At 66.8% G+C, this 26,470-nt stretch carries 20 protein-coding genes and 2 pseudogenes; 12 read left to right on the top strand and 10 right to left on the bottom strand.

The window, feature by feature from the left end:
- Nucleotides 1-318: 318 nt before the first annotated feature.
- A complete protein-coding gene (locus ABD747_RS26375; RefSeq protein WP_344810142.1) occupies nt 319-597 on the bottom strand; it encodes a VOC family protein in 279 nt (92 codons plus the stop codon).
- 251 nt (nt 598-848) lie between these two features.
- Here ABD747_RS26375 and ABD747_RS26370 point away from each other — a divergent pair, with 251 nt between their 5' ends.
- Complete coding sequence (locus ABD747_RS26370; RefSeq protein ID WP_344810141.1) at nt 849-1,826, top strand: hypothetical protein; 978 nt, start codon at nt 849-851, stop codon at nt 1,824-1,826.
- A 134-nt stretch (nt 1,827-1,960) separates the two neighbouring features.
- On the opposite strand, the gene ABD747_RS26365 is transcribed toward ABD747_RS26370, so the two are convergent.
- The 4 genes from ABD747_RS26365 to ABD747_RS26350 form a co-directional block, all read right to left on the bottom strand.
- On the bottom strand, nt 1,961-2,977 hold the full coding sequence (locus ABD747_RS26365; RefSeq protein ID WP_344810140.1) for a glycosyltransferase family 2 protein: 1,017 nt from the start codon (nt 2,975-2,977) through the stop codon (nt 1,961-1,963).
- Nucleotides 2,914-4,716: a hypothetical protein gene (locus tag ABD747_RS26360; protein ID WP_344810139.1), complete on the bottom strand. Its 1,803-nt coding sequence runs from the start codon at nt 4,714-4,716 to the stop codon at nt 2,914-2,916. Before ABD747_RS26360 ends, ABD747_RS26365 begins: the two co-directional genes overlap by 64 nt.
- Complete coding sequence (locus ABD747_RS26355) at nt 4,713-5,429, bottom strand: hypothetical protein (protein WP_344810138.1); 717 nt, start codon at nt 5,427-5,429, stop codon at nt 4,713-4,715. Before ABD747_RS26355 ends, ABD747_RS26360 begins: the two co-directional genes overlap by 4 nt.
- A 329-nt stretch (nt 5,430-5,758) precedes the next feature.
- Nucleotides 5,759-5,977: a hypothetical protein gene (locus ABD747_RS26350; RefSeq protein WP_344810137.1), complete on the bottom strand. Its 219-nt coding sequence runs from the start codon at nt 5,975-5,977 to the stop codon at nt 5,759-5,761.
- A 740-nt stretch (nt 5,978-6,717) separates the two neighbouring features.
- Between ABD747_RS26350 and ABD747_RS26345 the strand changes: the two genes are divergently transcribed.
- Nucleotides 6,718-9,078, top strand: coding sequence for a beta propeller repeat protein (locus ABD747_RS26345; protein ID WP_344810136.1), 2,361 nt, complete (start codon nt 6,718-6,720; stop codon nt 9,076-9,078).
- Nucleotides 9,079-9,323: 245 nt separating this feature from the next.
- Here ABD747_RS26345 and ABD747_RS26860 read toward each other — a convergent pair.
- Nucleotides 9,324-9,535, bottom strand: a pseudogene (locus tag ABD747_RS26860) (DUF6328 family protein).
- A gap of 480 nt (nt 9,536-10,015) precedes the next feature.
- Here ABD747_RS26860 and ABD747_RS26335 point away from each other — a divergent pair.
- From ABD747_RS26335 to ABD747_RS26325, 3 genes are all read left to right on the top strand, one after another.
- On the top strand, nt 10,016-10,669 hold the full coding sequence (locus tag ABD747_RS26335; protein ID WP_344810135.1) for a DUF2278 family protein: 654 nt from the start codon (nt 10,016-10,018) through the stop codon (nt 10,667-10,669).
- A gap of 76 nt (nt 10,670-10,745) precedes the next feature.
- Complete coding sequence (locus tag ABD747_RS26330) at nt 10,746-11,270, top strand: hypothetical protein (RefSeq protein WP_344810134.1); 525 nt, start codon at nt 10,746-10,748, stop codon at nt 11,268-11,270.
- Nucleotides 11,263-12,405, top strand: coding sequence for a serine hydrolase domain-containing protein (locus tag ABD747_RS26325; protein ID WP_344810133.1), 1,143 nt, complete (start codon nt 11,263-11,265; stop codon nt 12,403-12,405). The genes ABD747_RS26330 and ABD747_RS26325 overlap by 8 nt, the downstream gene beginning before the upstream one ends.
- Before the next feature lie 582 nt (nt 12,406-12,987).
- Here the strand turns inward: ABD747_RS26325 and ABD747_RS26320 are convergent.
- Nucleotides 12,988-13,500, bottom strand: coding sequence for a hypothetical protein (locus ABD747_RS26320; RefSeq protein ID WP_344810132.1), 513 nt, complete (start codon nt 13,498-13,500; stop codon nt 12,988-12,990).
- Between the two features lie 335 nt (nt 13,501-13,835).
- Here ABD747_RS26320 and ABD747_RS26315 point away from each other — a divergent pair, with 335 nt between their 5' ends.
- Entirely contained in the window at nt 13,836-14,189 is a 354-nt protein-coding gene (locus ABD747_RS26315) for a hypothetical protein (RefSeq protein ID WP_344810131.1), read from the top strand.
- Complete coding sequence (locus ABD747_RS26310; RefSeq protein ID WP_344810130.1) at nt 14,186-14,731, top strand: hypothetical protein; 546 nt, start codon at nt 14,186-14,188, stop codon at nt 14,729-14,731. The genes ABD747_RS26315 and ABD747_RS26310 overlap by 4 nt, the downstream gene beginning before the upstream one ends.
- Before the next feature lie 1,062 nt (nt 14,732-15,793).
- On the opposite strand, the gene ABD747_RS26305 is transcribed toward ABD747_RS26310, so the two are convergent.
- On the bottom strand, nt 15,794-16,258 hold the full coding sequence (locus ABD747_RS26305) for an Lrp/AsnC family transcriptional regulator (RefSeq protein WP_344810129.1): 465 nt from the start codon (nt 16,256-16,258) through the stop codon (nt 15,794-15,796).
- 144 nt (nt 16,259-16,402) lie between these two features.
- On the opposite strand from ABD747_RS26305, the gene ABD747_RS26300 reads away from it, so the two are divergent.
- Nucleotides 16,403-17,296 carry a DMT family transporter gene (locus ABD747_RS26300; protein WP_344810128.1) on the top strand — a complete coding sequence of 298 codons (894 nt, stop codon included), beginning with the start codon at nt 16,403-16,405 and terminating at the stop codon, nt 17,294-17,296.
- Nucleotides 17,296-18,309, top strand: coding sequence for an aldo/keto reductase (locus tag ABD747_RS26295; RefSeq protein ID WP_344810127.1), 1,014 nt, complete (start codon nt 17,296-17,298; stop codon nt 18,307-18,309). Before ABD747_RS26300 ends, ABD747_RS26295 begins: the two co-directional genes overlap by 1 nt.
- A 169-nt stretch (nt 18,310-18,478) precedes the next feature.
- Here ABD747_RS26295 and ABD747_RS26290 read toward each other — a convergent pair whose 3' ends face one another.
- Nucleotides 18,479-18,808, bottom strand: coding sequence for a dihydrofolate reductase family protein (locus tag ABD747_RS26290; RefSeq protein WP_344810126.1), 330 nt, complete (start codon nt 18,806-18,808; stop codon nt 18,479-18,481).
- A 485-nt stretch (nt 18,809-19,293) separates the two neighbouring features.
- Between ABD747_RS26290 and ABD747_RS26855 the strand changes: the two are divergent.
- Both ABD747_RS26855 and ABD747_RS26285 read left to right on the top strand, forming a co-directional pair.
- Nucleotides 19,294-19,461 (top strand): annotated as a pseudogene (locus ABD747_RS26855) (GntR family transcriptional regulator); the annotation flags it as partial.
- A 334-nt stretch (nt 19,462-19,795) separates the two neighbouring features.
- Nucleotides 19,796-20,722, top strand: a complete 927-nt coding sequence (locus ABD747_RS26285; protein WP_344810125.1) for an aminotransferase-like domain-containing protein — start codon at nt 19,796-19,798, stop codon at nt 20,720-20,722.
- 351 nt (nt 20,723-21,073) lie between these two features.
- Here the strand turns inward: ABD747_RS26285 and ABD747_RS26280 are convergent, their stop codons facing one another.
- The gene (locus ABD747_RS26280; protein WP_344810124.1) at nt 21,074-25,096 is read right to left on the bottom strand and encodes an Ig-like domain-containing protein; all 4,023 of its coding nucleotides are present in this window, start codon (nt 25,094-25,096) and stop codon (nt 21,074-21,076) included.
- Nucleotides 25,097-25,148: 52 nt separating this feature from the next.
- Here ABD747_RS26280 and ABD747_RS26275 point away from each other — a divergent pair, with 52 nt between their 5' ends.
- Nucleotides 25,149-25,760 (top strand): hypothetical protein, encoded by a 612-nt coding sequence (locus tag ABD747_RS26275; RefSeq protein ID WP_344810123.1) that lies wholly within the window; start codon nt 25,149-25,151, stop codon nt 25,758-25,760.
- Nucleotides 25,761-26,470 lie beyond the last annotated feature (710 nt).

Raw genomic sequence — 26,470 nt, 5'->3', positions numbered from 1 at the left:
CGCAGAGTGTTGAACCGTTTGGGGGACCGAATGCGTCGGGGTCGCTGCATCTCCGTAACTCTGCATAGCCCCTGGTAGCAGTTCAGACGTCCGGAAGGCCAGCTGGGAGCACACCCCGCGCGGTTCGTCGTGTCGCGGATCGCTGAGGCCTTCCGCGGCTGAGGAAGGCGTTGTCTAGGCGACCTGTACGCGAGGCGTCGACCTGGGTCCGGACAAAATCGGCAACCTCCGCGGCCAGGGTGGCGGAGATTGTTCCTGAGCCGCCCACCTCCCTGACCACGTGCCCGCAGGACCTGAAGCAGCCGCGACCGGCCGTGGTCAGCGGGCGGGTTCGGCGACCGTCAGGACGTTGCCCTCGGCGTCGGCGAGCTGGGCGATCCGAATCCCCTCGCCCGGCCGATCCCGTGGCGGGACGGCGATGCGGCCTCCGAGAGCCCGGATGGAGCGCCACTGTGGACCCGTCGACCAACAGCTCGCTCCAGTACGGAGTATGCATGACAACCGTCGCGTCGAATTCTCCATGTAGAAGTGCAGCGCGCGATCCATCTCGACGACCATCAACACGAAGTACGTCTTGTGCACCAGCGAACCGGGCATGTTCCCGGCGCTACGCGGATCGGGGCCCGGACGCACCCCGGTGGACTGCCCACGTGCCGAGAAAGCGCCTTATGTCACGGTCTCATTCTCTCCGTCCCCGCACAGGACTGCCGCAACTCCGTAGGAGCGATCGAGACGAGCGCCGACATTCGACTGATTGAAGTCCCGCCTGTATCTGATCGACCAGGACCGCGCTCTGAACTTCATCGGACCGGCACAGGCCGGGCCAACGTGCGGAGGAGTCACCGACCATGGCGTTCAACGTTTGCGACGGAAGACCAGAAGAGCTCGCACGGGGCGTGCTGTGCCTGGACGAGCTGTCCAAGGACGTGAAGGGCGAGTTGACGATCATCGATCTCGATGATCACTCGTGCAAGAAGCTGGACTGTCGGACGCGGGTGGTCGAGCACCTGTTGCGGGCCGAGGTGACCTCGCACCGCTGCGACTCCGAGCTCGGCAAGCTGTTCGACGGGCAGCTGATCATCCGCGACCTGACCACCGTCTTCGCGGGCGGGTCGGGTCTGCGACGCGGCATACACGCGGCACGGTTCCAATTGCGCACCGCGATCGGCATCGTCTCGGGTCGCATGTCGGGTATGACGAACGAAGGCACCCATCGCGAGCCGGCCTTCAAGGGCTGTCAGGAATGCGGCGACGTCGGGGTGATGGAAGGCCAGATGTGCGGCCGGGTGAGCAGAGCGAAGGACCCGGCGATGCGCGGGCTGCAGCTGACCGCCGCGTACCGCTTCGCGTTCGAGCCCGACGAGAAGGGCGGCAACGGCGGTCTCGCCGGCACCATCGAGGGCGTCGTGGTTCGCACCTGCGACACGACGAAGGATTGCTTGATGTTCGCGGTCGTCGACACGAGCACGAATCCCCGGGTCGCCGGTGCACTCACCATCGAGACCCGCGACACGACCGGTCCCACCGCAGACACGTCCGTGGCCAACTGGGCCTCGGTGACCGGGCTGCGGCTGTGGCATTCCTCGACGATCAAGCTCGCCGTTCCAGCGTCCAGCGTCGAGATCACCTTGGCCCGATTCGCGACGCCAGCGACCGTTACGGCCTTCGACGCGGCGGGCGGCGTCGTAGCGACAGCCACCATGGCGGCCCCCCAGCAGGTGCCGGAGACCCTGGTGCTATCGGCGCCGGGCATCGTCGAACTGCTGGTCGAGTCACCGAGCGACGAGATACTGATGCCCCAGATCTGCTGGGTGTCCCAGAATTGAATATTGAGACGGGAAGGAGGGTCGCCGGACCGGACGTACTGGGCCGCCGACGCGATACGGTTCGGTGCCGAGCGCGACATTGACTGCAAGGATGCCAACTGGGGTTGTCAACCCGCTGGGTTGCCAGCACAGCGTTACACGGGCTCAGCCGGTTCCGCCGCCGACGCCGACGGGGTGGTGTTGATGTGGTGGAAGAACCAGCGTGCCGTTCGGACGCGCATGCGGTCATACCGCTGTCGCTGCTCGAGTGTGCCGTCGGCGGCGATTCGTTCTAGAGCGACGGGGATGTTCGGGTTGGGGCCGCGGGCCGTCAAGATCGCCGAGAACTCGGGCTCGTCGACATGCAGGGCGAGCATCCGGACGAAGTTGTAGACGATGTCCGCGTCGTCGACCTCGTAGCCGCGCTGCTCGCGGAACTGGTGCCCGACGGTCGCTATCGGATCAGCTTGGACCCGCCAGCCGAACAACCAGGCTCGCAGACACAGTTCGACGTCCTCGAAGCCCCAGCTGCTGAATCCCATGTCGTATCGTCCGAGCCCGTCGAACACGTCGCGACGCAACGCCTGGCATGCGCCGATGTTCAAGGGCACGTCGTAGGCCATGGTGCTGTCACACGGCTGGTACCAGTGCTGCTCGAGCCCAGCGTCGCCGAAGAACACTCCGCACCCGCGCGGCTCGGGTGCCTCCAAACGGGTGAAACACGGCGACACCAACGCGACGTCGGGTTCGGCGAGGGCAAGCGCGAAACGGTCGAGCCAGTTCGGGCTGACCACACAGTGCGCATCGAGGAACACCACATACTCGCCACGCGCGTACTGGGCGCCCAGGTTGCGCGCCTTGGCAACACCCAGTCCCGCCGCGCGCAGAATCCGCAGACGGGGATCCGGGCTACGGCGGTAACCGACGATGCTGTCATCGGTGGATCCGTCGTCCACGACAACCACCTCGACATCGGGCCACTTGGTCGCGTCGAGCACCGAGTCGGTGGTCATCGCCAGCATGCGGCCCTCGTTGCGGGTCGGGATGACGACACTGAACCGACCGGGCACATACAGCGCGCCGACCGCCGGCGAGCGGATCGGCACGACTACAGGCCGAGCAGGAGCCGTTGCGCGGTTCGGACCGCTTCCACGGCATCCAGACGCGACCACCCGGTCATCCCGGCGAGGAGCACCGGGTCGGCGGTCGCCAACTGGTGCAGCCCGGTGATGCCCACGGCCGCCAGCTCGCCAGCGGCGCCGGCAAGCACGTCGAAGTTCGCCACGTCGAGCCGGTCGGGGGTGAACACCGCGTTACCGAACCGGATGAACGGCACCGGGTCCGGTCCCGGGCCGGGGCCCGGGCCTGGTGGCAGCGTAAAGCCGGTGAACCGGGTGAGCGGCGTGAATCGCGTGAACGGCGTGAACCGGCTGAACTGGGTGAACGGGGTGAAGCGGGTGAACCTGGTGATATCGGTGAATCGGGTGAACTCGGTGAAGCGGGTGAATTCCGTGAAACGGGTGAATCGTGTGAACTGCGTGAACGGCAGTTGTGGTGTGAACTTGAAGAAGAACGGATCGATCGACGCGTTGATCTGCGTCGTGCCGTTGACCGCGAACAGCTGGTGGGTGGCGAAGTCATGGTTGCGCTGATAGGTGACGCCCTGCGGGAAGTTCGCGGTGTCCGGCGTGTTGTTGGCGCTGAACACGCCGAACAACGACTTGCCGTGGGCGACCATGTGGATGTAATCGCCGAGATACGGCAGGAACGTCGGGCTGGGGGTGTTGGACGGCGTCGTCGACAAGAGGTGATCGTCTGAGGTGGAGAATGCGTTCGAGCTTGTCTCGAGGTGGGTTTCCCACCGCTGGGCCGAGCCCGTTCCGGTCACCCGCTGGTAGGCGAAGCCGACCAGCCCGTCCTCGTTGATCGCCAGCGTCGGATTCTTCGCCCTCGACAGGGTCCGCAGGTCGGCGGAGAAGGTAAGCCCACGATCGGTCGAGCGGCGCATGTGCAACGTGTACACGCCGGCCTGCACATCGCACCACGCCAGATACACGGTGCCCGAGTTGCGTGGATCGACCGCGATGGCGAGGTCACCGCCGAGCCGGTCATTGCCGAGCGTTCCGTTCCAGGTGAACGAGACGCCCTGCACCACCCGATTGCCGGCAACCCCGTCGATCGGGTCGACAAGGTCGTCGAACGTCGTGCCGCTGCTCGCCCAGTTGTCGTCTCGGACCAGCACGATGTCTGAGGTGACGAGATTGGCCGACGAGAAGGATCGCCAACCGTAGAAGGCCGCGTAGATGGTGCCGTCCGTGTGCACCGCCGGCCGAATCTGTGGGCCGTTTTGCCCGGCCGTGCCGGTTCCCCGCCGCTCGATCCGATGGCTCGTGAACGACGGCGTTGCCGCCCCCGCATCAAGGCTGACCTCGACGGTGGCCGTACGTCCGGTGGTCGTGCGCAGGGCCAGGTCGTTGACGCCGACATAGACCCGATCCTGGCCTGCCGCCGCCCCCGATCCGACGATGCCGGCCTTGGTGAACGGCTGATCAACGTTTGTCCGGTCGACGAACGCGGTCGCCAACGCGCTCGACGTGCCGCGGGCAATGTTCAATCGGAGACTGCCCGGTCGCCGCAGAATCCCCGAGTACAGCCGGCCACCGCCACCGAAGCTGGTGGTGATGTCGCCGGTCGACGACTGGCTCAACACCACGATGTTCAAAGACCACGTCGACCCCCCATCGGTCGACACGAACACCGGCGCGTTGCCGACCGAGCTGAACGGGTTCGGGGTGAACGCGGAAATGAGGATTTCGTCGGGGTTCGCCGGGTTGACAGTGATGCTCGGTTCGCTGTCCTGGTTCGTCTCTCCGCTCAGCGACTGCGGGACGACGTTGACGACACTGATCACTTCGCGTCCCCTCCCTCACCGATCTCGGCCATCAGCGTCGCGGCGTCGCCGGCCGGACTGAAGTCGTCCGGGTTCACCACTACGTAGTGATCGGCGGGGAGTTCGTCGGCGACAGCCATCAACGCGGACGGCTGCGGAGCACCCAACAGCCACACGCCGCGCTCCCCCACCGAGAACTTCGGGGCATCGCGCCAACTGACATCTCGGCTTGCCGCGAAACGCACCGTCACCTCCGACGGCGCCTCCGCATCCTGGGCAAGCTGGCCGTGCACCTCGACGACCGCGTCTTGCCACCGAGGGTCATGCTCGGTGATCGGATGATCCTCGGCGGTCGGCACGTGGCTCACCTGCCGGACGACACCCGCCACGACACGATCCGCGCTCCCCATCCGGCGCCGCAAGCGCTCCTCCCCGTCCGACACTCCATCGGCCGACGCGGCAGCCGCCGCAGACGCGGCCTCCTCGCCCACGGCGACCGCCCGCACGGCGAGACCGGTCCCGAAGATCCAGGCAATCGCCTGGAACACGTGCACGTCCCCCTCGGCGACCTCAACACCGTCGGGGAGTGCGACCGTGACCGGCTCCCCCAGATGATCAAAGAACGCCGGCGCGCCCGACAGCACCTGATCAACCCGAGCCACCACGGTATCGGCCGCCGGTTCGACCTCGGCAACGCTCGAAGATGCCGTCTGCAAGACGGTGCCGACGAACACCACATCGGGCTGGCCGGCAGCGCCCTCGAGCGCCTCCCCTTCCGGCGGCGGAGCCGCTCCGCCCCCCGCGTCAGCTCGTTCGCCTGACGATGCGCGGGATCGGCTCGTCCTCTTCGCTGGCGCGGCCTTCTTGGCCGCGGTCTTCCTCGTTGTTGCCATCAACGGACCTTCCTCGTCAGGAGGTGACGCGCCGCGGCGCCCGAGCCGCCGAACGCATCAACTCCATGTCCGGATGCCTTTCTGCTGGATCCGATCCGTCACGTCGCTGGACGTGTGCTCAGCGATGAGTGACGGCTATAGCGCTGACTCCGAGCCGACGCAGGGTCGGGTCACGCCGAGGAGGATCGTGCCCGCAGGACCACCGTTCTCGTCCCCAAGCCCGCCGCAACCAGCGCGAGCACACCGAACGCCGCCACGATAGCCCACTCCAGGGCACCACTCCCGCCGTCCGGATCGATCCCGAACACCTCTTCAATCCACTCGGAGTTCACCGCGGTCACCACGGCGAGAACACCGAACATCGCTGCCAACACGAACTCAACGATCACCCGAACCATTCGGTGCTCCCGCCCTCAAAACCGACACACCGCCCATCGTTCGTAGTACTCCTCGACCGATACCGTGTCAACTGCGTCAATCGCCTTCGGCTGCGTCCTGCCCATGTGTGACCGGTTGTCGTGATCTTGGTTCTCGGCGTCTTGCCGGGATCAGGTTGCCGGAGTACGCGACCTGTTAGCGAAGCTCCCCATGGCCCCTCGAAAAGGACGTCTCGAGAGGACGCCGACACGACGACCGCTCCCCACGGTGTCAAGCCTGCGAGCCTGCTCAACCAGGGCGCCACACGACCAAGCCACCGCCCAGCTGAAACCGACGGACTGTTGGTCGTTCGAGAGCGCGGCGACGAGGCCGAGAACTCGTGACGGACTGCACGACCTGACGAACCGCAGCGTGGTCTCGACGCCAGACTTCAGCCGCAGGATGATGCTGTTGAGGGAGGCGATCACCGCCATGCAGTCAGAGTGCGGCCGATGCGGCTGCGGTTCTGACAAGACCCGACCTGGCAAGACCCGACCGGCGAGATCGTCGACGGTGTCTGTGCGGACGCGGCCATGATCGCGTCGATGGGGATCGCCCTCGTGTCGGCCGAGGCGGGCTGCGGCGGGAAAGGGAGGTTTGCGATGGTGCTGTCGCAGATGTCGGATCCGGTCGCCCCGGGCCTCAGGTTGTTGGCCACGGTGCGGCGGCGCGCTCCGCGTTGTCTCGTCGACGGCTAGTCAGCAGCGCTGCGATGCCGGACACCATCGTCGACGTCTCACCCGATCTTCCCTTCGGCATGCAGGTTGGCGGCCAAAACACCGGAGGTCGGATCGTCACCGTGGCCGCCGACCCGCAGGACCGACTGCGCCTGTATGCCGCCGGCGAGCTCTCCGGGACTTGGACCTCCGGCGACGGGGGACGCAGTTGGCGGCAATCTGCGCGGGGCCTTGGCAACGGCAATTCGTGTATGGCCCCGCCAGTGCTCGCGATCGATCCTCGCAATCACCGTCGATTGTTGTACACAACGTTCGAAGACTTCCGGCCCGGTGGCCCGACAACCGGGCTCTACCTGTCGACCGACGCCGCGCTGACTTGGCGGCGGGTGCCGCTCCCGGTCCCGGTGGGCAAGCGTTACGGCACGGTTGGTTTCGCGGGCGGCCCGACCAGTGGGGACCATCCGTGGCTACTTACCGCGAACGGGCTGCTCGTCGCCGACACCACGCGGCCGGTGTTCGACTCACCCCGGCAATGGCTGCTGGTGCCTGGCCCGTCGACCACGCTGGGCGGACCCGGCCTGGCCCTGGCGCATGTCGTCTCCGTCGGCGACACGATCATCGGCTGCGCGGGGAACACGGTCTACGCCGCCGGTGTGGAGTCACTGCTGCGAGCCCGCGGAAACGATGCCAGCCCATGGGTCGCCTCGGCCGGGCTGCCGAATGACTTCGTCGCATCGGTGTTGACGTTGGCACCGGTCGTACCCGGCAGCATCCATCCCGTACTGGTACTCGGCACCACCGGGCGAGATTCGACGAGCATCCTCCAGCTCTGGTCTGTCGACGTGGGTGTGAGCGCGGCGGTCAGGGTCGGCACACTGCCTGACCCCGGTGGTAGCGGAACCGTTGTGGTGGGCGCACCGCCCGGACTTCGCCCCGACGGCAGCTACGACATCATCGTCGGCGACGGGCTCAACTTCTGTCAGGCCGTAGTGATCAATCCGCGTCGCAGCCCGCAGATCAATGGAGAGTTCGAGCAGATAGCCGACGTCCACCGCGATACCTGGTCGATTGCGTTCTCAGCCGACTACGGCACCAGCTCGGAGAGCCCGGCCATCTACCTGGCTCACGACGGCGGCATCACGGTCCGCCACGGTAGGCAATGGGTCACCGCGATGCACGGGCTGCACGCGTACAAGAGTGCGAACCTGGCCGGCGTTACCGTCGACGACGTCGACTCGTTGTATCTCCCGGCCGGCGACAACGACCTGTGGGCCTCCCGGAACGGAGGAGCCACCTGGGAATCGATGGGCAACCTGTTGGGTGATGCTGGCGTCGCCCTCGTCGACCCCCGGGTGCCTGGCCAGGTGGCCGCAGCACGAAACGGCACCGTCGCGATCTACCGATCACCTTCACCGCTTCGTCTCACCGCCGGCGGCGCAGACTCCAGGTACTACGCGATCCGCGGCGCAAGATCGGGCAGCCTCACCGCGCTGGCACCGGAGGGAGGAACCGAGCCACCCCAAAATCCCGGCCTGACCCAGATCCTGACTGCACCAACCGGAGACAAACCCGTTTCGGCTGGCGACTACATAACCATCAACAACGGAGCGGACGAGGGCGGTCTCGCCCAGATCGTCCGGTCCGATCGGACCAGCCAACTTCCGGGCGGCGCAGTCCAGCGGACCTGGCGGTACGTGACGGGCGTGAAGACCAACCCTCGATTCGCACCCGGAAGCGTGCTGGCCATCGCCGCCAGCGGCGGCCACCGCCACCCTCGCATCTACATCCTGCATTCCACCAGCCACGGCAACGAACTGCTGCGCAGCGACATAGACCCGACATCGGCCACCTTCGAGGAGTTCACCCTCTGCTCCGGCGACACAAACCGCGGCCAACCGACCGCACCGATGACACTGCACGTCAACCCCTGGAACCGCAACCAGCTGTACGTGTGGGACGACGCCCATGGGAACTCAACGATCCGCAGCTCGACGGACGGCGGGACCACCTGGCACGAGGAGCCCGCGCTGAAGGCGCGGGCCACCAACAACGGCGAGTACAGCTTCGGCTTCCAACGCAGCAAAGGCACCATCCGCTGCGGACCACTGCAATCGGTGACCTTCTCGCCGACGAATGACCAGATGCGCCTGGCGGTCACCTTTCCAGGCGGGCTCGCGTTCAGCCCGAACGCCGGGGCGAACTGGTACGCCATCGGCGACGACCTCCGTGGCACAGGCGCACTCGCTGGTGTGCGATCCCTCCGAGACCTCGTCGCCTACCCGTACTCGGCGTACCTGACCGGTACCACCGACAGTTTCCGCCTATACATTGCCATGCTCGGCCGTGGACTGGTCCGCATCGACACTGCGCTCAGCACGACCAACTCGCTGCCCTGAATCCTGCGCCCTGACACCTGAGCAACAGCTCGGTCCGATACCCTCCGGCCGCACGGCCGGCGCCTATCCCCGATGAACGCGTCAGCGAGTTGCGGCACGTTCGAGCACGGCCCGGACCCTCGCTGCGAAGGACCGTCGGAACCGCGCCCAATGCGATCAGCAGAACCGCCACCGCGGCCGCCGCGGTAACTGCCAAGCCCCGGTCGCCGGTCGCCACATCGAATTGAGCAACACCGCCCCGGTCATCACCAACGCCAGCCCGGCAGTGCGGACCGCGGCAACAGATGCGCGATCTGATGGACCGGAGCCAACGCCAACGCCGTAGTCACCGTCGCCGCCAGCACCAAGAACAGGTACACCAACTTGTCGAAAGCCGGCAGCCTGCGCAATGTCGGCTGGAACGCAATCGTCAACAAAAACCCGCTAAGGATCTGGGTGCCGGTCTGCTCACCCGCATCTCCTGCAGCAACTCGTTCCAGTTCCGGTCCATCCGCTCGTTGATCGTCTCGTCCCGACCACCAGCGGGATCGATATCTCGCTCATCCGCACCCAATAACCGACCTGATACCCAGACAGCCAGGACAACCCAACCAACGACGGCAAGGTCACGGCTGCGTGGAACCACGCCGTGACCGTCCTTCCGAACGATAAGTGACCGGCGCGACCACGACAGCCCACAAGCCGATCGAGGGCCTTCGGTGGCGCAGGTGGTGACCAGCCCGGCATCGGTCCAGGTGAGCGCGGGGGCGGCGATCTGCTGGGTGCCGGTCGGGCCCCTCCCGAGTCGTAGCAGACCAACGACAGCGGGGGTCTCGCCGGCTCACGCGTACCGGCGTTTGTGATGATCAGCACCCGGTACGCGTATACGGACATTGCGGCCGAAATCTGGCGAGGGGCGACCAAATAGCATGTCAGGGGACGGTTGATAGGAGATGCCATGCCACTATCCGCTTATGGGGTCTTGATCGGCACGCTGATCAGATTCGCCCGGGAAGACCCGAACAACTTCAGGTCTTGGTATCACGGCAAGCTCTATGTCGAAGCTCCCGTTGGCGAGTACGAGTGCGCGGTTGATGTATCCACCCCGAGCGGTGTGCCGGTGCAGTACCGAGAGGTACGCAACCTTTCCCCGGATCTCTTCGCCTCGGTAAGCGGGCTCCCAGCGGGCTGGCACGCACTGGCGCGCACACCGACCTCAGGCGCCCTGGACTATCTGCGTTCGCCGCTGGTGAGCGGTGGCGGTTGCTTCGCCGTCGTTGCCAGCCCATTGGTCGACCTGGTCAACGCGATGCTTCGCTCGCCGAGGTTTGGCTGGATCGAAAGCACCGCCGACAACGCGCTTGACCGGCTAGAACTGCGACTTGCCAACTGTCGACGCGTTTACGTCTTCGGCGCCCCGTACAACACCGGACGTGGGGTGCACGACATCCACATGAACCAAGGCGACCCACCCGGCCAGTTCCAGCACCTCGACGGGATCTGGCAGGACGGCGCAACCATCATCGAAACCGCAAACGGTGAGCTGAACGCGTTCCTCACCAAGTTCAAGACCCAATCGCTGGCCACCGACGACAACGGGCTGCCCGTTTGAAGCAGGCTTCGAGGAGGCCTCGCGTGGTGAAGAGACTAACGGCAATGATGAGGTGGCGCGCGAAAGGAGAGCATCGATGCCCCAGAGCGACCCGAGCAGTTCGACCGAGGCGACCTCGATCGGGACGACCGATTCGAGGGGCGCACCCGCCCATACCACAGCGACGGGTGCGCCCGACGCCATCTCCATCATCAGGCACAGCGAGAAGCCGCCCGATCACGACGATCCGTCCGGGTTGTCTGTACTCACAGGCACTGTGCCAGTCCACCGGTACGTCGCCACCGCTGGGGGATCAGCGACCGTCACCCTCGATGTGGAAGCGGAAGGTCAGCCGGGCCCCTGGCTGCTCGCAAAGAACAGGCATACCGTCTTGGTCTGCTGGGAGCACAAACACATCACGGACATCACCAAAGCCCTGTCCAGGCCGATCAGCGGAGGTGACATCCCCGGCACCGGGCCCAGCGACCGGTCCGACATCGTCGTGGCGATCGCCTCGGACCCGGTCGGCAGCGGCACATACGTCTGCCACCAGATCGCGGAACTGCCGCTCGCTGGGGACTCGATAGACCGCATCCCATCCGCGAGCCCGACCGATGCCTGAACCCGCTCCCCGGACGCCGACCAACCCAGCCGACGTCCGTAACGCCATCGACGCCGTCACGCAACGCTACGTCAACGGCCCGACCAGCGTGCCCGGTGCAGCGGTGGCGGTCGTCGATCTGCGGTCGCCGAACCTGGCTGCAGGCTACGCGTCTTGCGCCGGACGGTCCGACCTTCGGACCGACGAACCGGTCACCGCGAGCACACCCTTCCCGATCGGCTCGGTCACCAAGCTCTTCACGAGCCTCCTCACCGCACTCTCCGTCGTCCAAGGCCGTGCGTCGCTCTCGGACAGCGTCTCCGACTATCTTCATCTGGACCCGCCGATCGCATCCGTCGCCGGCCTGCACCGCGTAACCCTGCTCGAACTCGCGACGCACACCTCCGGCATGGAAGATCTCGCCGGAGGGGTCAGTGTCGAGCTGTTCGACGACGAACCGGCTTCGGCGCGGCTGGTCGACTACTGGCGATCCTACGCACCTCCGCCCGATCTACCCGCCTGCTGGTGCTACTCCAACCGCGGATTCGTCACCCTCGGCTTCGCCGTCTCCGGACTCTTCGGAATGACCGGGAACGCCTACAACACGCTGCTCGCCGACGAGGTCACCGCTCCCCTCGGCCTGCAATCCACGACGGCGCACCCGGCCGTCCCCTATGCGACCGGCTACGTCTGGCAAGACCAGACCAACCAGCCCACCGACACCATCCCAGCCGACCTCAAGTCCACCGCGTCGGACATGATCACCTTCCTGCGTGCCACGCTGGCCGACCCCTCCCTCCCGCTGCCCACCGAGCTGGCCGACGCCTTGCTCCTCATCCGCGCCGACCACGGCAGCTACCCCATCTGCCACTCAACACACGACATGCTGATGGGACTGGGATGGCAACAACCGCTGATCGGCGGCGGCAGCGGACCGACCCGGATGCTGTACAAGAACGGCGAGGTGCCCGGCTACTCCTGCGCCCTCGAGGTCGTCCCGACCCAGGGAATAGGCGTAGCCGCCCTCACCAACCAATCGATCGCCCCCCGCCCCTCACCGCCCGAGCAGCCGACCTCCCCACCGCTCCACCCGCCCCAGACAGCAACCCAGCTGGCCGGCGCCCTCCGCGAGACTCTCCGCCCGAGCCGCGTGTGACCACTCGGTCGCCGGGCTGAGCGTCCCGGCAGGGGAGGATCGGTCTCGTCCCACTTGTGGAGAGCCGTCTATTACCTCGGTTCACTGCATTATGGAAGACAGAACGAATTGCATCCGGTGCGAAAACTCTGACCTTGCCGATATGTGGCCCGGGCCAGGACCCGCTCAACAACCTTCAATTGCTCGCTGATGATCCTGTGCGGCCGGCGCCGACTACGTCTGTCGCGGTTGGCGGTCCGGCTTGTCGGGTGGGGTTGTCGGCGCGGTGTGTACGGTCGCGGCGAGACGAGGCGCCGATGAGTTGTGAGCCGGTCGCGGAGGATCGAGTGTTCTTCCGTGACGCGGAACCGTACGCGGTGGTCGACAGCCTGGACGCAATGCGGGGGCCGCCCGACGGCACGATCCGGCTGCCGCACTGGGTGCTGTGGACCCTCGGCCGCGAGATCAACCACGACGGGCCGGGCGGGAGGTGCACTTGTTCGGAGGTGTTTGATCGACTGCTTTCTCATTCGACCGTCGGAAATGCCGATACGCGGCGGCGAGTTGCCGGAGGGGAGTTCCCTCCGGCAACCTGTCTAGACGCTACGTGACGGTAATCGTTCGTTCGGTCGCTGCGGTTGCTTCGTCGGTGTCGCTGGAGGCGTCCAGAATGGCATGGCCGAATGCCTTGCCAGCGGTCAGCGCGTAGTCGTTGGAGACGACAACGGTAATGGTAATCTGCTGGGTCGCGCCGTTGCAGGTCAGCGCCTTCGAATTGAACCCATCGGTTTGGCTGACGTGACCGTGAGTCGCTTCGACGAGTTGAATCTCAAGATAGCCGTCATAGCCGCGTGGGCAACGGTACTGTGCCTTGACCTTGGCGGCGGCCCCGTTGGCCACTCGAGGCGCGGTCGCGGACAGCGAGAGAGTCGCCGTGGCCGCCGCCCCCACTTTGGTTGATTTCAGGATGACGCGGTCGCTTCTGACGCCAAGGTTGCCGCCCGCCGGCTGTGGACCGGCTTGGGCGGTGCCCGCGGTCAACGCGACGACGAGCCCCGCTACCAGCGCCGCCCCCGTGGCTGCCTTTGTTACGTGCCTGGGCACGCGTGAGTCCATCGTGGACCTCCTTGGATCGTGGTCAGCCAGTCACTGACCGTCTTGGTGGGTGAGCCGGAATTGACCGACATCTTCCAGACAGTCGCAGCGCCCGTGTTGATACCGGGCAGCGTCCGGATGGGTGGATTGGTTCAGCGTGAAGTGTCGCTGGCACCCACTCTCTTCGCGGCCTGGAGAACCGCGAAGGTTCCTTGGCTCGAATGCCGGTGGATAACACAAACGGCCCCAGCAGGCGATGAATTTGGCTACGCCAAAAGGTGTAGAAGGACAACAACACTGGGGTCGCGTATGTGGATGCGCGTTGGGCACAACTTGCGCCCAACTCGAGGCGCGGCGTGGCCGAGGCGCTCGTCGACGTCGCAGAAGTCATGTTCACGAAGGACGCAGGGCCGCAGCGCGACGACCGTCGCTCCGCACTCCAATGGGTCTACAGCACCCGTGTTCGCAATCCCGCCGAACCGGGCGACCTCGTCAACACGCTTCGCTGGCTCCGCGCGAACACGATCCAGATGACCACTTTCGCCGACCGCGTTCGAGCCGCCCAGCTGATGCGCGCCGCCCTCACACGCCTGAGCCAGAAGAAGTCCGGCCAGCCAGCTGCCGTCAACACAGCCAACCGGAAACGCATGGTTCTCCACAATGTCATGCAGTACGGAATCGAGTCCGGCGTCCTTGCCCAAACCCAATGAGTCTGATCACCTGGAAACGCCCTCGCACCGTGTCATCCGTCGACCCCCGAGTCGTCATCAGCCCAGAGCAAGCCCGACGCTTTCTCGCCGCGGTCGAAGGCCAAGGCGAGCGAGGCAAACGCATGATGGCGTTCTTCGCCACCCTCTACTACGCCGGACTCCGACCCGAGGAAGCATCCGAACTGCGACGCCAGAACCTCGTCCTGCCAGACGAAGCCGGTAAATGGGGCCAGATGCAACTCACCCACTCTCAAGTGCGGTCCGGCAGTCGGTGGACGGATTCAGGCGACGTCCGCGAACAGGCTCCCCTGAAGCACCGCGCCGTGGGTGACACCCGACAGGTCCCGATACACCCCGAGCTCGCCGCCATCCTCCGCACCCATGTCCAGTCTTACGTCATGGCGGCACCCAACAGCCGAGTCTTCAGCAGCCTCGCCGGCGGACCAGTCACCGACCGGATGTACTTGAAGGTGTTTCACGACGCCCGAACGGCCGCGTTCACCCCGGAGGAGGCAGCGTCGCCGCTGATGGAAGTTCCCTAGAGCCTCCGACACGCCGCCGTGTCCACTGGCTCCGAGCCACCAACGACCCCGTGCAGGTCGCAGAATGGGCCGGACACGGCGTCGTCGTGCTGCTTCGCGTCTACGCGAAGTGCGTCCATGGCACCCAGGCCGACACACTCCGCAAGATTCTGGAAGCCACCGAGGACTGACTCCTTGGGGTGGCATTGGGGTGGAACATCCGGATTCATCCGGCTCCAGCCGCCAACCACCGGACATCGAACCGGTCGCCGGACCAACTATATGGCCTGGTCGGAGCCTTTTTCTTCTTCTGTGGCAGGTGTTGGGTTCGAACCAACGTAGGCGATGCCGACGGTTTTACAGACCTCCGCCCAATGCGTACCTGACCAGGCCAAACGCTCTCCGACGAGCCTTGGGGGGATCAAATATGGATCGGCGAGCCGCTGAGCCCCGACACCGACCGGTGCGCATCGGACACCCAAGCCGCCCAACACGACAGTCTGACGGAGGGTCATCCTACGCGAATCACCGTCAGCGTGGGCGCCGTGAAACCGTACGATGGCGGGCTTCCGACGGATGCCACGACGAGTCGATACCGCGGCAAAATCGCCTGCACGACGATGCGGGGCCGAGACGGCATTACATTCGATTCTCTGCATTATCGAATGTAATACAGAACGAATTGCATCCGGTGAGACTCTGACCTTCATCCGTCGTCCATGACCACCTGGCGCAGATTATCGACCACCGCAACGAGGCCCGTCATGCTGAACAGCGGTGGCTGTTCCCTGGCCTAGCGGTGGCTGTTCCCTGACCTGCAGCCAAGCCAACCACTCCACCTGTTCAGTGCCTCGGTATGGTGAAACAGATCGGATCCTCCGCGCGTGCAGACCGCAACACCGCCTGGCGACATGGTCCAGCGGGCACCCGCGGCGATCCTCGCCAACGGACTCGGCACGAACGCGGCACCGCCCCCACCCCGCCAGGGCCGCCGGCGCTGACTACGCCAGCTACCCCAGCAACGCGGGCCGCAGCGGCCCCTCGAGACGACGGAGTCAGCTCAAGGTATTCGCTTCAGCGTGCTCAGTGATTGCTCATCGGCTGAGGACTGTCGATCGGCGACCATGGTTTGGGCGAGCTGAGCACGATCGTGGTGGCTGGTTTGCCGAGTTCGTTGAGCTGGTCTATCAAGGGCTCAAGATCGGCCAGGCGGGGTACGACCACTTTGAGGACGTGGTCCTCTGATCCGGTGACTCGGTGATCCTCGAGCACGAAGGGGTGGGCCTTGGCGAGGTCGGCGACACGCAGGGACTCTCGGCGTCCGCGGGTGTCGACCACGATGAATGCGGTCACCGCGTATCCGGCGGCTGTCGGGTCGACGCGGGCGTGGTAGCCGGAGATGACACCAGCGTTCTCTAGCCGGCGGACGCGGTTGGCGACGGTGACGGGTGAGAGGCCGGCTTGTCGGGCCAGTTCTCGGTAGCCGCGACGGGCGTCTTCTTGCAGGAGACCGAGCAGATGCCAGTCCGTTTCATCGACTTCGGCCATTCGTCCAGTCTAGAGGGCAAAATCGGAACGAACGGCTGACAATTGCGGTCCAGTCTGATTCATGCTGGCTACCTCTAAGACGTATCTGATTCATATGGTGATAGTCATGAGAAGGCAGGGAATCAGTTGAGTGCTCGTGGGTGGGTGTTGTTCGCCGCCGTGTCGTTGCTCTGGGGTGTGCCGTATCTCCTTGTGGCAGAAGCGCTCGACGCTGGCGTGGGTGCTTTCGCTTTGGTCGCGTCACGTGTTGTCGTGGGGGCAGCGGTGCTGATGGTCCTGGTCGGCGGTGACGCGGCACGGCTGATCCACCGCACCCCCTTACGGGTTGGGGTGCTCGCCCTGGTTGAGGTGGCGATCCCGTTCACGCTGATCGCGGTCGCTGAGCGGAGCGTCAGCTCGGGGACGGCGGGGGTGCTGATCGCGCTGGAGCCGTTTTTCGTCCTTGTGTGGTCTGGGCTGATTGTGCGGGGGAAGGCGTCTGCGTGGGCGCGCCTGGTGCCGGGGTCGGTGCTGGGTTTCACCGGAGTGCTGGTGCTTCTCGGTGCACCTGGTGCCGGGGTTGGTGCCTGGTTGTTGGTCGCGGCGGCCGCCTGCTACGGGCTGGGAGCGGTCCTGGTCGCTCGATGGTTCGCCACTGAGCCGAGTCTGCCGATAGCTGCGGCGATGCTGGTGGTCGCGGCTCCGATCGCCGTGGTGGTGGCTGGTTTCGTCGACGGGATGCCCCCGGCAAGTGTCCGCGGGGTGGTGGCGATGGTTCTCCTTGGCGCCGCCTGCACGGCCGGCGGGTTCGCTGCGTTCTTCGCCCTCATCAAGACCGCCGGCGCGCACAGTGCCAGCCTGATCACCTATGTGGCGCCGATCGTCGCGCTCGCTGTCGGTGTCGCCTTTCGGGGCGAGTCGCTCACCTTCGGCTCGGTGTTGGGCACGACGCTCGTGCTGGCCGGTGCCTGGATCTGCCTGCGTTACGCCAGCGGTTCGACAAAACGGCGGCCGGCCTCGCCGCCGACTCCCACCGCGCACACACAGGGTGGACAGTGATGGAGCAACGCAGGCTGGGCGACTCCGGCATCGAGGTCAGTGACCTCGGGTTCGGCGCGATGAACTTCGGGTTCCCGGGCGGACCCAGCGAAGAGCGGGCGATTGCGATGGTTCATCGTGCCCTCGATGCCGGAATCAATCTCATCGACACCGCTGACGTCTACACCTTGGGCGAGTCCGAACGCGTCGTCGGGCTCGCGATCGCAGGGCATCGTGACCAGGTCGTACTGGCGACGAAGTTCGGACTGCCGATGGGACCGGAAGGCGGCCAGTCTGGCGGATCGGCACGTTGGGTCAAGCAGGCAGTGGAGAACAGCCTGCGTCGTCTCGGCACCGACTACATCGACCTGTACCAGATGCACCGTCCCGACTTCGACACCGACATCGATGAGACCCTCGCCGCGCTCGACGACCTGGTCACAGGCGGCAAGGTCCGTGCGATCGGTACGTCGACCTTCCCGGCGGAACTCATCGTCTCTGCACAGTGGGCGGCCGAAAAAAGCGGACACCGGCGATTCGTGAGCGAACAACCGCGCTACTCGATCTTCAACCGCCGACCCGAGGGTCACGTCTTTCCGACTCTCCAGAAGTTGAAGATGACGGCGATCACTTACGCTCCGCTCGCCAGCGGCTGGCTCTCAGGGGCCGACCCGGCAATTTCGACACGAGCACAGCTGGAGCCGCGGGCCTTCAACCTTGACACCCCCGCCAACCAGGCGAAGAGACGGGCGGCGCATCAACTGCGGGATCTCGCCTACGACGCTGGTCTGCCAATGAGCCACCTCGCCCTCGGTTTCGCCCGCGCCCACCCGGCTGTCAGCTCTGTCCTGATCGGGCCCCGCACCCTTGACCAGCTCGAGGATCTCATCGACGGCGCCGACGTCGTGCTCGATGACGAGACTCTCGACAGCATCGACCAGATCGTCGCACCAGGCGGCGACCTCAACCCCGAGGACAACTTCGACGCCGCCATCCCCGCCATCGCTGACAAGCGCTTACGCAGACGACCCTGATCGCACCCCCACGCTGCGGCCAGCGTCTTGAACGCCCAGAAGCCGGTCGTCAACTGCATCAGGGGGACGGCGACACGGGGACATGCGACGCTGCCCGATCGGTGTTCACAGGCATTTCCTTCCTTCGCTGTCTTGGCGCGGTGGCCCGGGCGGCCGGCGGCGGGAGGAGTCATTCGGGAATCACGCGGAAGCGGGTGTGGATGGCGGTGGGCGTGGCGACGGCCTCGAGTGCCTCCAGTTGGCGATGCCGCAGGCCGAGGTGGTCGAACATGCGGGTGCCGGCGCCGAACAGCACCGGGACCAGGTGCACCGAGATCTCGTCGACCAGACCGGCCGTCAGAAACTGCTGCCCGACGTTCGCGCCGCCCATGATGCAGACGATCCGGTCGCCGGCGGCGGCCCGGGCCCGGTCCAAGGCGCTTTCCACGCCGTCGGTGACGAAGCGGTAGACGCCGCCGTCCGGCGGATCCCCCGGTGCTGCATGGGTGAGCACGAACACCGGCCGCCGGTCCGGCCCGCTCGGTCCGTCCGCACCCGACCACGGCAGCGACGTGTCGTACGTCGTCCGGCCGGTGATCACCGCCCCTAGACCACTCACCTGGGTGGCGAGGTAGTCGCGGTTCCGCTCGTCGGCACCGAATGCTCACTCGGTGAGTCGCTGGCCTCCCGGGCCCAACGGCTCCTCCGCGGTCTGTCCGGTGGCGGTCATGTAGCCGTCCAGGGACATGCTGATGTCGAAGACCACGCGCCCCATGCGCCTTGCACCCCCTTCGGTGTCTGATCGGTGGACATCTCGTCGCGATCGGTGGGCGTCGCGCCCGGCGGGCGGACAGCCCGATCGACCGGCCGATGTCGGACCAGCCGCTGCTTCGTCGCGGCCTGGATCCTGTCTCGTCAATCCACCGTACGATCGGCAATGGACTGGACCAAAGGTCCAAGATGGACAACATCGACCAGACCAAATTGGCGCTGCAGACTGAGTGAGTGGAGGTGTTCCTCGATCCCCGTGACCACCGGCCACGGGCTGTCCAGCTGTACGACCAGCTGCGCGACGCCATCGCCGACGGCCGACTCGACCCGGGCGATCGGCTCACACCCTCGCGGACCATCGCGAACGACCTCGGCATCTCGCGATCGACCGTGACTGAGGCGCACGGCCGGCTCGTCGCGGAGGGCTACCTCGAGGGCCGCGCCGGTGGCGGCAGCATGGTCGCCGCGACGCCGGGCCCCGTCCCGCCTCGACTCAGACCGGCCGCCCTGCAGCCGACGGCCCGGGCGGCCGCGGTCCAGCCGTGGCGGATTATCCCGACGTCACCGCCACCTACGACTGCCGGCCGGGACGGCTGGACCCGAGCCTGTTCCCGATGGCCGCATGGCGACGATGCGTGTTGGCGGCCCTGGATCTATCGCCCGGCCAGTACGGAGACCCGGCCGGATCCCCGGAGCTGCGCGCCGCCCTCGCCCACTGGTCGTCCGATCGCGCGGCGTGGTCGCGACGGCGGACCAGGTGTTCGTCACCGCCGGGGCCGGCCACGCGGTGGACCTGATCGCTCGGGTGCTGCTCGAGCCCGGCGACACGGTGGCGATGGAGGAACCGGGCTACCCGGTGGTGGCCGAGTTGCTCTGCAGCCACGGTCTGCGGGTGACCGGGGTGCCGGTCGACGACGAGGGCATCGTGGTCGACGCACTTCCGGCCCAAGCCAAGCTGATCTACGTCACCCCGTCGCACCAGTTCCCGCTCGGCATGGTGCTCTCCCGTCGCCGTCGGTACGCGCTGCTGGACTGGGCCGGGACGAACGGGGCGGCGGTGATCGAGGATGACTACGACAGCGAGTTCCGGCACACCGCGCGGCCGCTGGAGCCGTTGCAGCGGCTGGACCGGGACGGGCGGGTGCTCTACGTCGGCACCTTTGCCAAGACCTTATCCGCGGGACTGAGGCTCGGCTTCGTGATCGCGCCCGCGACGCTGTTGCCGGCGCTGCGCGCCATCCGGCAGGTCACCGACTGGTCTCCGCCGACGACCACCCAGACCGCCCTTGTCGAGTTCATCACCGGTGGATACCTCGACCGGCACCTCCGGCGGGCCCGCGCCGTCTACGCCGAACGGCGCCGGCTGATGTGGGAAGCCTTGGCCGAGTCTCTGCCAGCCCGCTACCGGCGTCTGCCCGCCGTCGCCGGACTGCACCTCACCGTCCGCGCCGACCGCGCCCCGGATTCGGGGTACGACACCGACGCTGCTTTACGACGACGGGGACTGCGTTGCTCCCTCCTCGAGACGACCTACCAGTTCTCCCAGCCGTCCGCCGGCTATCTGCTCGGCTTCGCCGGTCTCGCGACACCCCTCGTACAACCCGCGGTCCAGGTCTTCACCACCGTCCTGGCCGAGACCGCGTCGAGGTGCGGCTCCGCCTGATCCGGCGGTGTTTCCGATCATTCGGTTGGGGTCGGTGCGCTCCGTCGCCGACGAAGCCCGGCTCTCAACGAGCACCGTGCAGAGATGGAAACGGGAAGCTGGCCTAGCAGGTCACACAGCTCCGCCGGTGACAGGGTCAAGCGCGGTTGCCGGATCATCCTCGTCGCCGGAAGCATTCGCCTCCCTCGAATAGGTGCTGTTACCAGCAATACGCATTGTCGATCTTTCCGGCCGGGAAGCTGCCGAAGTACAGGACGGGTTGAACTGTCGGCGGAAGACATCGTGAGCGAAGCAAGGCCGGATGCTCCCAGGCAGTTTGATGGGGGCGGCTGATCACACACCACCGTCAAGCTAGCTGCTGTCAGCTCTGTCGGGTTCCGAGCGGTGACGTCGACGCATTCGGGACGCCAGGAGCAGTGCTGCCCCTCCCAGCGTCAACGCGACCATGGCTCCCACCGTGCCCAGCGTGACGTCGGCGCCGGTGGATGCCAGTGGCCCAGCCGTTGGGGGCGGGGGCGGGGGCGCGGTTGGGGGCGGGGGCGCGGTTGGGGGCGGAGCCGGCGACGATGGCGGCCCGGGTGGTACCAGCTGGTCGACGACGGTTGTCTCTTGGTCGGCGCCACACTCGCTGGTTGCCTCGGCGTTGTTTGCATCACCGGAATAGGTCGCCGTCCAGTTGTAGGTGCCTGGCTTCGATGGCAGGAACTCCGGTGACGTTGCCGTCCCGTCCGCCGCGATGGGGACCGTGCGCTCGAACACCTGCGTCGTGCAATCTGGTGCCGGCGAGGGCCCGAACAGCCGGAACGTGACCGTGCCCATCGCTGGGGGCTGGAATCGGTGCAACTGCGCGGTGTCGTGGGCAGAGGTGGTTGATACCGTCGCGGTCGCGACTGCGCGCGTGGTCAGCGTCGGGGAGGCCTTGGTCGCCGTCGACGTCTCCTGCTCATCACCGCACAGCGTCGTCGCCGCGGCGTTGTTGGCGTCGCCGGAAAACGTGGCAACCCAGTAGTAGTTTCCGGCGTGAGTCGGCGTGAACGGTGCCGAGCGGGCCTGGTCGTCGGCTCCGACGGCCACATCCGGGGAGGTGAATATCGGCGTACCTGTGCAATCCGGTGACGCGGCCGGGCCGTACAGCCTGAAGGTCACGGTGCCCGAGACCGGGGAGGTGAGGCCGGTCAGCATCGCAACGTCACCGATCGCGCGCCCGGGGAGTGTCACCGCCGCGGTGGCCTCCGTCTCGATGTGGGGCGTGGCCTTCACCAGCGATGTCTCGCCGAGGGCGCCGCAGTCGGCGGTCGTCCCGGTGTAGTTGGCGTCGCCCGGATAGGCGACGCGCCAGAAGTAGTGGCCCGCGCTCGTCGGCTTGAACGAGGATGTCGCGGTCGCGGTCGCGGCGGCGGTCGGGCTTGGCTGCAACGCTACGTCGGTGTCGACAAACGCGATGTCGGCTGCGTCACAGACCGGGACGTCGGACGAGGTCGGGCCGTAGATGGTGAAGGTCACCGTCCCGGTCGGCGCGGTTTCGTCGGCTCCCACGAGGGTCGCGATGTCGCTCGCCGTGCCGCCGAGGTCCGTGCTCGTCGCGGAGGAGGTAAGTGACACGGCCGATCTCGTCACCGGTGATACCTCGTCCGGATCGCCGCAGACGCTGGTCACCGGGGTGTAGTTACTGTCGCCGGAGTAGTCCACCAGCCAGTGGTAGTGGCCCGCCACCGTCGGCGCGAACGGCGGTGCGGTCGCGCCACCGTCGGCGAGCGGCACCGCCTCGGGCCCGAATGTCGGGGCGCCGCCGCAGGCCGGCGTGTCCGACGGGCCGAACAGTCGGAAGGTGACCGTCCCGGTCGGGGTCGGGGCGTCCTGCACTCCGGTCACCGTCGCCTGATCGGAGACGGACGCTTGGGGCAGCGTGGCGCTGGTTGCGGTGGTGGCGATGGTCGGCTGCGCGGGCAGCACCGTCGAGGTTTCGCCGCCTTCGCCGCAGGCGCTGTCCGGGGCTGCCTCGTAGTTGTCGTCGCCCGAATAGGACACGACCCAGTAGTAGCTGCCGGCCACGGGCGGCGGTGCGAACGACGCGGTCGCCGTCGACGCCGCGGTGCCTTGCGTCGGCTGAAGGTCGAGCGTCACCGGGCCGAAGGCGGGTTCGCCGGTGCAGTCCGGGGTGGGCGAGGGACCGAATGCCCTGAATGTCACGGTCCCCGTCGGTGCCGGCAGACCCGGAACGCCGGTCACGCCGACGTTGGTCGCTGTGTCGTGCGGTGAGCTGCCGAGCACGACATCACTCGCCAACGTGGTGATCGACACCGGCGCCTTGTTCACGACCGAGGCCTCGCCATCGGCGTTGCAACGGCTGGTCAGGGCGATGTAGTTGTCGTCACCGGAATAGATCGCAATCCAGCGGTATGTTCCGGCCGCGGTCGGAACGAACGGTCCTGAGCCGGCCCCACCGTCCACCAGCGGCGCCTCATCCGAGGTGAACACCGGGATCCCCTGGCATCCGGTGTCCGCTGGTGCAAACGCGAAGAACTGCACGGTTCCGGTCGGGGTCGGCTCCCCCGCTGGGCCGGAAACCGTCGCCGTGTCTTGGATCGGCTCGCCGAGCGTGACGGCGGCGGTCGCGTCCGTCGCGATCGTCGGGACCGAGCCGCGGACCAGCGACGTCTCACCGGCATCGCCGCACTCGCTGCTGACCGGATCATTGTTGGCATCGCCGGTGTAGGAGGCCACCCAGAAGTAGCGCATGCCCAACGCGCCCGCCGGTATGGTGAACGGGCCCGACCTTGCCCGGGCCGTGGAAAGCCCGGCGCGATCCTCGATGAGCGGATGATCCGCCGACGTGAACGCAAGGTTCGCGTCGCTGCAGTCCGGCCCGGTCGAGCCGGGGAACGGGCCGTAGAGCCGGAACGTCACCGTACCGAAGACCGGTGACTGGAATCCGGTCAGGGTGGCACCGTCGAAGATTGTCTGTCCCGGCATCGCCGAGGTGGCGAGCGTCGTGATCGCCGGCGACGCCTTGTTCACGGTCGACTTCTCATCGGCGTCGCCACACCGGATGGACAGCGGGGCGTAGTTCGCGTCCCCGGAGTACGAGACGCGCCAGAAGTAGTTGCCGGCCGTCGTCGGATGGAACGACGCGGATCCGGTCGCGGTGTTCGGCGAGCTCGGCTGGAGTGGTACGGAGTCGGAGGTGAAGGCGGCGGTGTCGCACACCGGTTCGTCGGAGGAGGTCGGCCCGTAGGCGGTGAAGATCAACGTGCCGGTCGGCACCGGGCCGCCAGGCAGTCCGATTTCCGTGGCCGAGTCGGAGATGGCGGCTCCGGGGAGGGTGGCGCTGCCGGCAGACGTGGTGATGGTGGCAGCAGCCCGGCTGATCGTCGACGTCTCACCGGAGTCTCCGCATCCGCTGGTCAATCCCAGATAATTGGTGTCACCCGAATACGTCACCACCCAGCGGTACGTGCCCGCATCGGTCGGCCTGAACGAGGGTGAACGAGCCTGGCCGCCGACCAGCGGCACCGGATCCGACGCGAACACCGGGTCGCCGCTGCAGTCCGCGGCAGCCGACGGACCGAACAGGCGGAACGTCACCGTGCCCGTGGGGGTCGGCCCGTCGCCGGTCGCGGCCATCGTCGCCGCATCGGCGATCGATCCGCCGAGCGGCGCGCTCGTCGCGGACGTTGCCAGCTGCCGCTCCAGGCAGACCTGCGGCGGCACGACCTTGATCGGCGCGACATAGTCCTTGATTGCCGAGGTCAAGCTGCTCGACTGGCGGGAACGGAAGTTGAGCGTGCTGAACTTGTCGGCGAAGTCGCATCCGGGGATTTGCCCGGTGAGCGCGGTCAGGTTCATCGCCGCCTCGAGAAAGAGGCCGTCGCGGCTCGTCGCCGCGACCAGGTCGGCCGGACACGTGGCCGGCACCCAGCCGAACGACGAGCCGACGGCAGCCCAACGATCGCAGTTGGCCAGGACAAGCGGGTTGCTGCCATTCTGGGTCAGGTTGAACCGCCAGTCGCCAGGTGTCCGCTCCGGAATAGCCGGGTTGTTCGAGCGGTTCGGCTCCTGGTTTACCTCGAGGGTGTAACCGATCGTTCCTGTCGAGCCGGCGCGGCTGAAGCCGAACATCTCCAAGATCTCGTTGGTGGTGGAAGCTTTCGTCGCGAACGCATACACGTCATTGATGTCAGCCTGGCCGGACGCGATCGCCGTCGCCTGACTCCAGTTGGGCCAGTTGGCCTCGGATCCTCCGTTGGAGTACTGCGTGGAATCATTCAGGCCGTCCCGCCCGACCGGCTGGACACCCACCGCCGCGCTCTGCCAATCCACGTTCCCGGCCGTGTCGACCTGGCAGTTGCCGTCGATCTCGAAACCGAGAACCACCGTGGTGGTGGCCGGAGCGCTCGTGGGGCATGGCTGCCCGGGATTGACCACCGTGTCGGGTCGGACACCGGCCGCCCGGCCCGACGGGGCGAGCGTCGTCGCCCGGCGTGGGACCGGTTTCGGCGCAGGCGATGCGCTGCTGATCTCCGGGGTCGAGCTGCCGGTGAGGGATGGGGATGACGAGGTCTCGGTCGGGGTCGCCGGCGGCGCCGATGGGGATCCGGACGGACCAGCGGACGAAGTCGAGGACGGCGACGGGAAAGCAGAGGACTCGGACGCGCTCGGAGGCGGCGGTGTGGTCGGGGTCGTAGTCCGGCTCGACCTCGTCGGCGACGCGGTCGGGGTCGACGATTCAGTCGAGGAGGGCGCGGTCGAGGAAACTGGCGACGGGGCAGCCGCCCCGGATCGTGCAGCGGACACGGTGAGCGCGCTGGCACAAGGGTCGCCGGCGACGCACCGACCCCCGCTCGGAGCCGCCGTGATGCTCAGCTTCGTCCCGGCTGGCGCAGTCCATCCCACGGTGGCAACGAACGTGGCGGCCACCGACCTCTGTGCGCCCGAGCTGATCGCAGCCGGCAGCGTCCACGTGAGCTTCTTCGTCCGCGCGTTCAGCGCCAGGCCGTGTTTCGCCAGTTCCCGGCTCGGGGTGGTAACCGTGGCCTGATCGAGCAAACCCGTCAAGTCGACCACCACGGCCGTACCCGGGTGCGCCCGCCCCTGACTGATCACCCTGACCAGATAGGTGATCGTGGCACCCGGACGGACGACGACTCCCGACGACGGACTGCTGGAAACCAACACGGTCAGTGGTTGCGGCGGGCCGGCGGCCGCGTTGACCGGCACCAGGTCCAACAGCCCCACCATGGCCAGGACGACAGCAAGGACGACGGCGACCCGACGCCGCCCAGACAGCCCGACTCCCCCGCCCGCCGCCCCTCGGCGTTGTGTCACAGGGTGCCTCCGCTACCGGCCGGACGATGACGCGTCCCGGCCCGCACGCCCCCTCGCGACAGGTCGGGCGATTAAACCATAAACCCGACAATTCTCAGGTGTCACGCGCTCGCGTGCGAACCCATCTATGAGTGATTCGCGCACGACCTATGAGCCGGGTCGCTGGCGCAATTTAACTTCTGGTTTCCCCGACATCGAACGGCCGGTGGGCCTGGTCAGACCCGCACGCACCGACCGGCAGCGCATCGGCCGCGCCCAAGGGTCAGAATCATGTGAAGGTCCGTTGCGAGTAAGGCGAGGGCATCCGGGTATGGCCACGAGATGCCCCGATCCGAACGCTCCGCCGAAAGCTGCCCGTCGCGGTCAAGTCCCTGGACGTGGTGTAGCGGGTGATCCTTCGGGTTTGGTGGTCAGAAGGGTGGT

This window comes from Microlunatus ginsengisoli (genome assembly GCF_039537205.1).
GTDB classification, from domain to species: domain Bacteria; phylum Actinomycetota; class Actinomycetes; order Propionibacteriales; family Propionibacteriaceae; genus Microlunatus; species Microlunatus ginsengisoli.
Note: the sequence above shows the minus strand (reverse complement) of the source record. Positions and strands in the feature narration are given on the sequence as shown.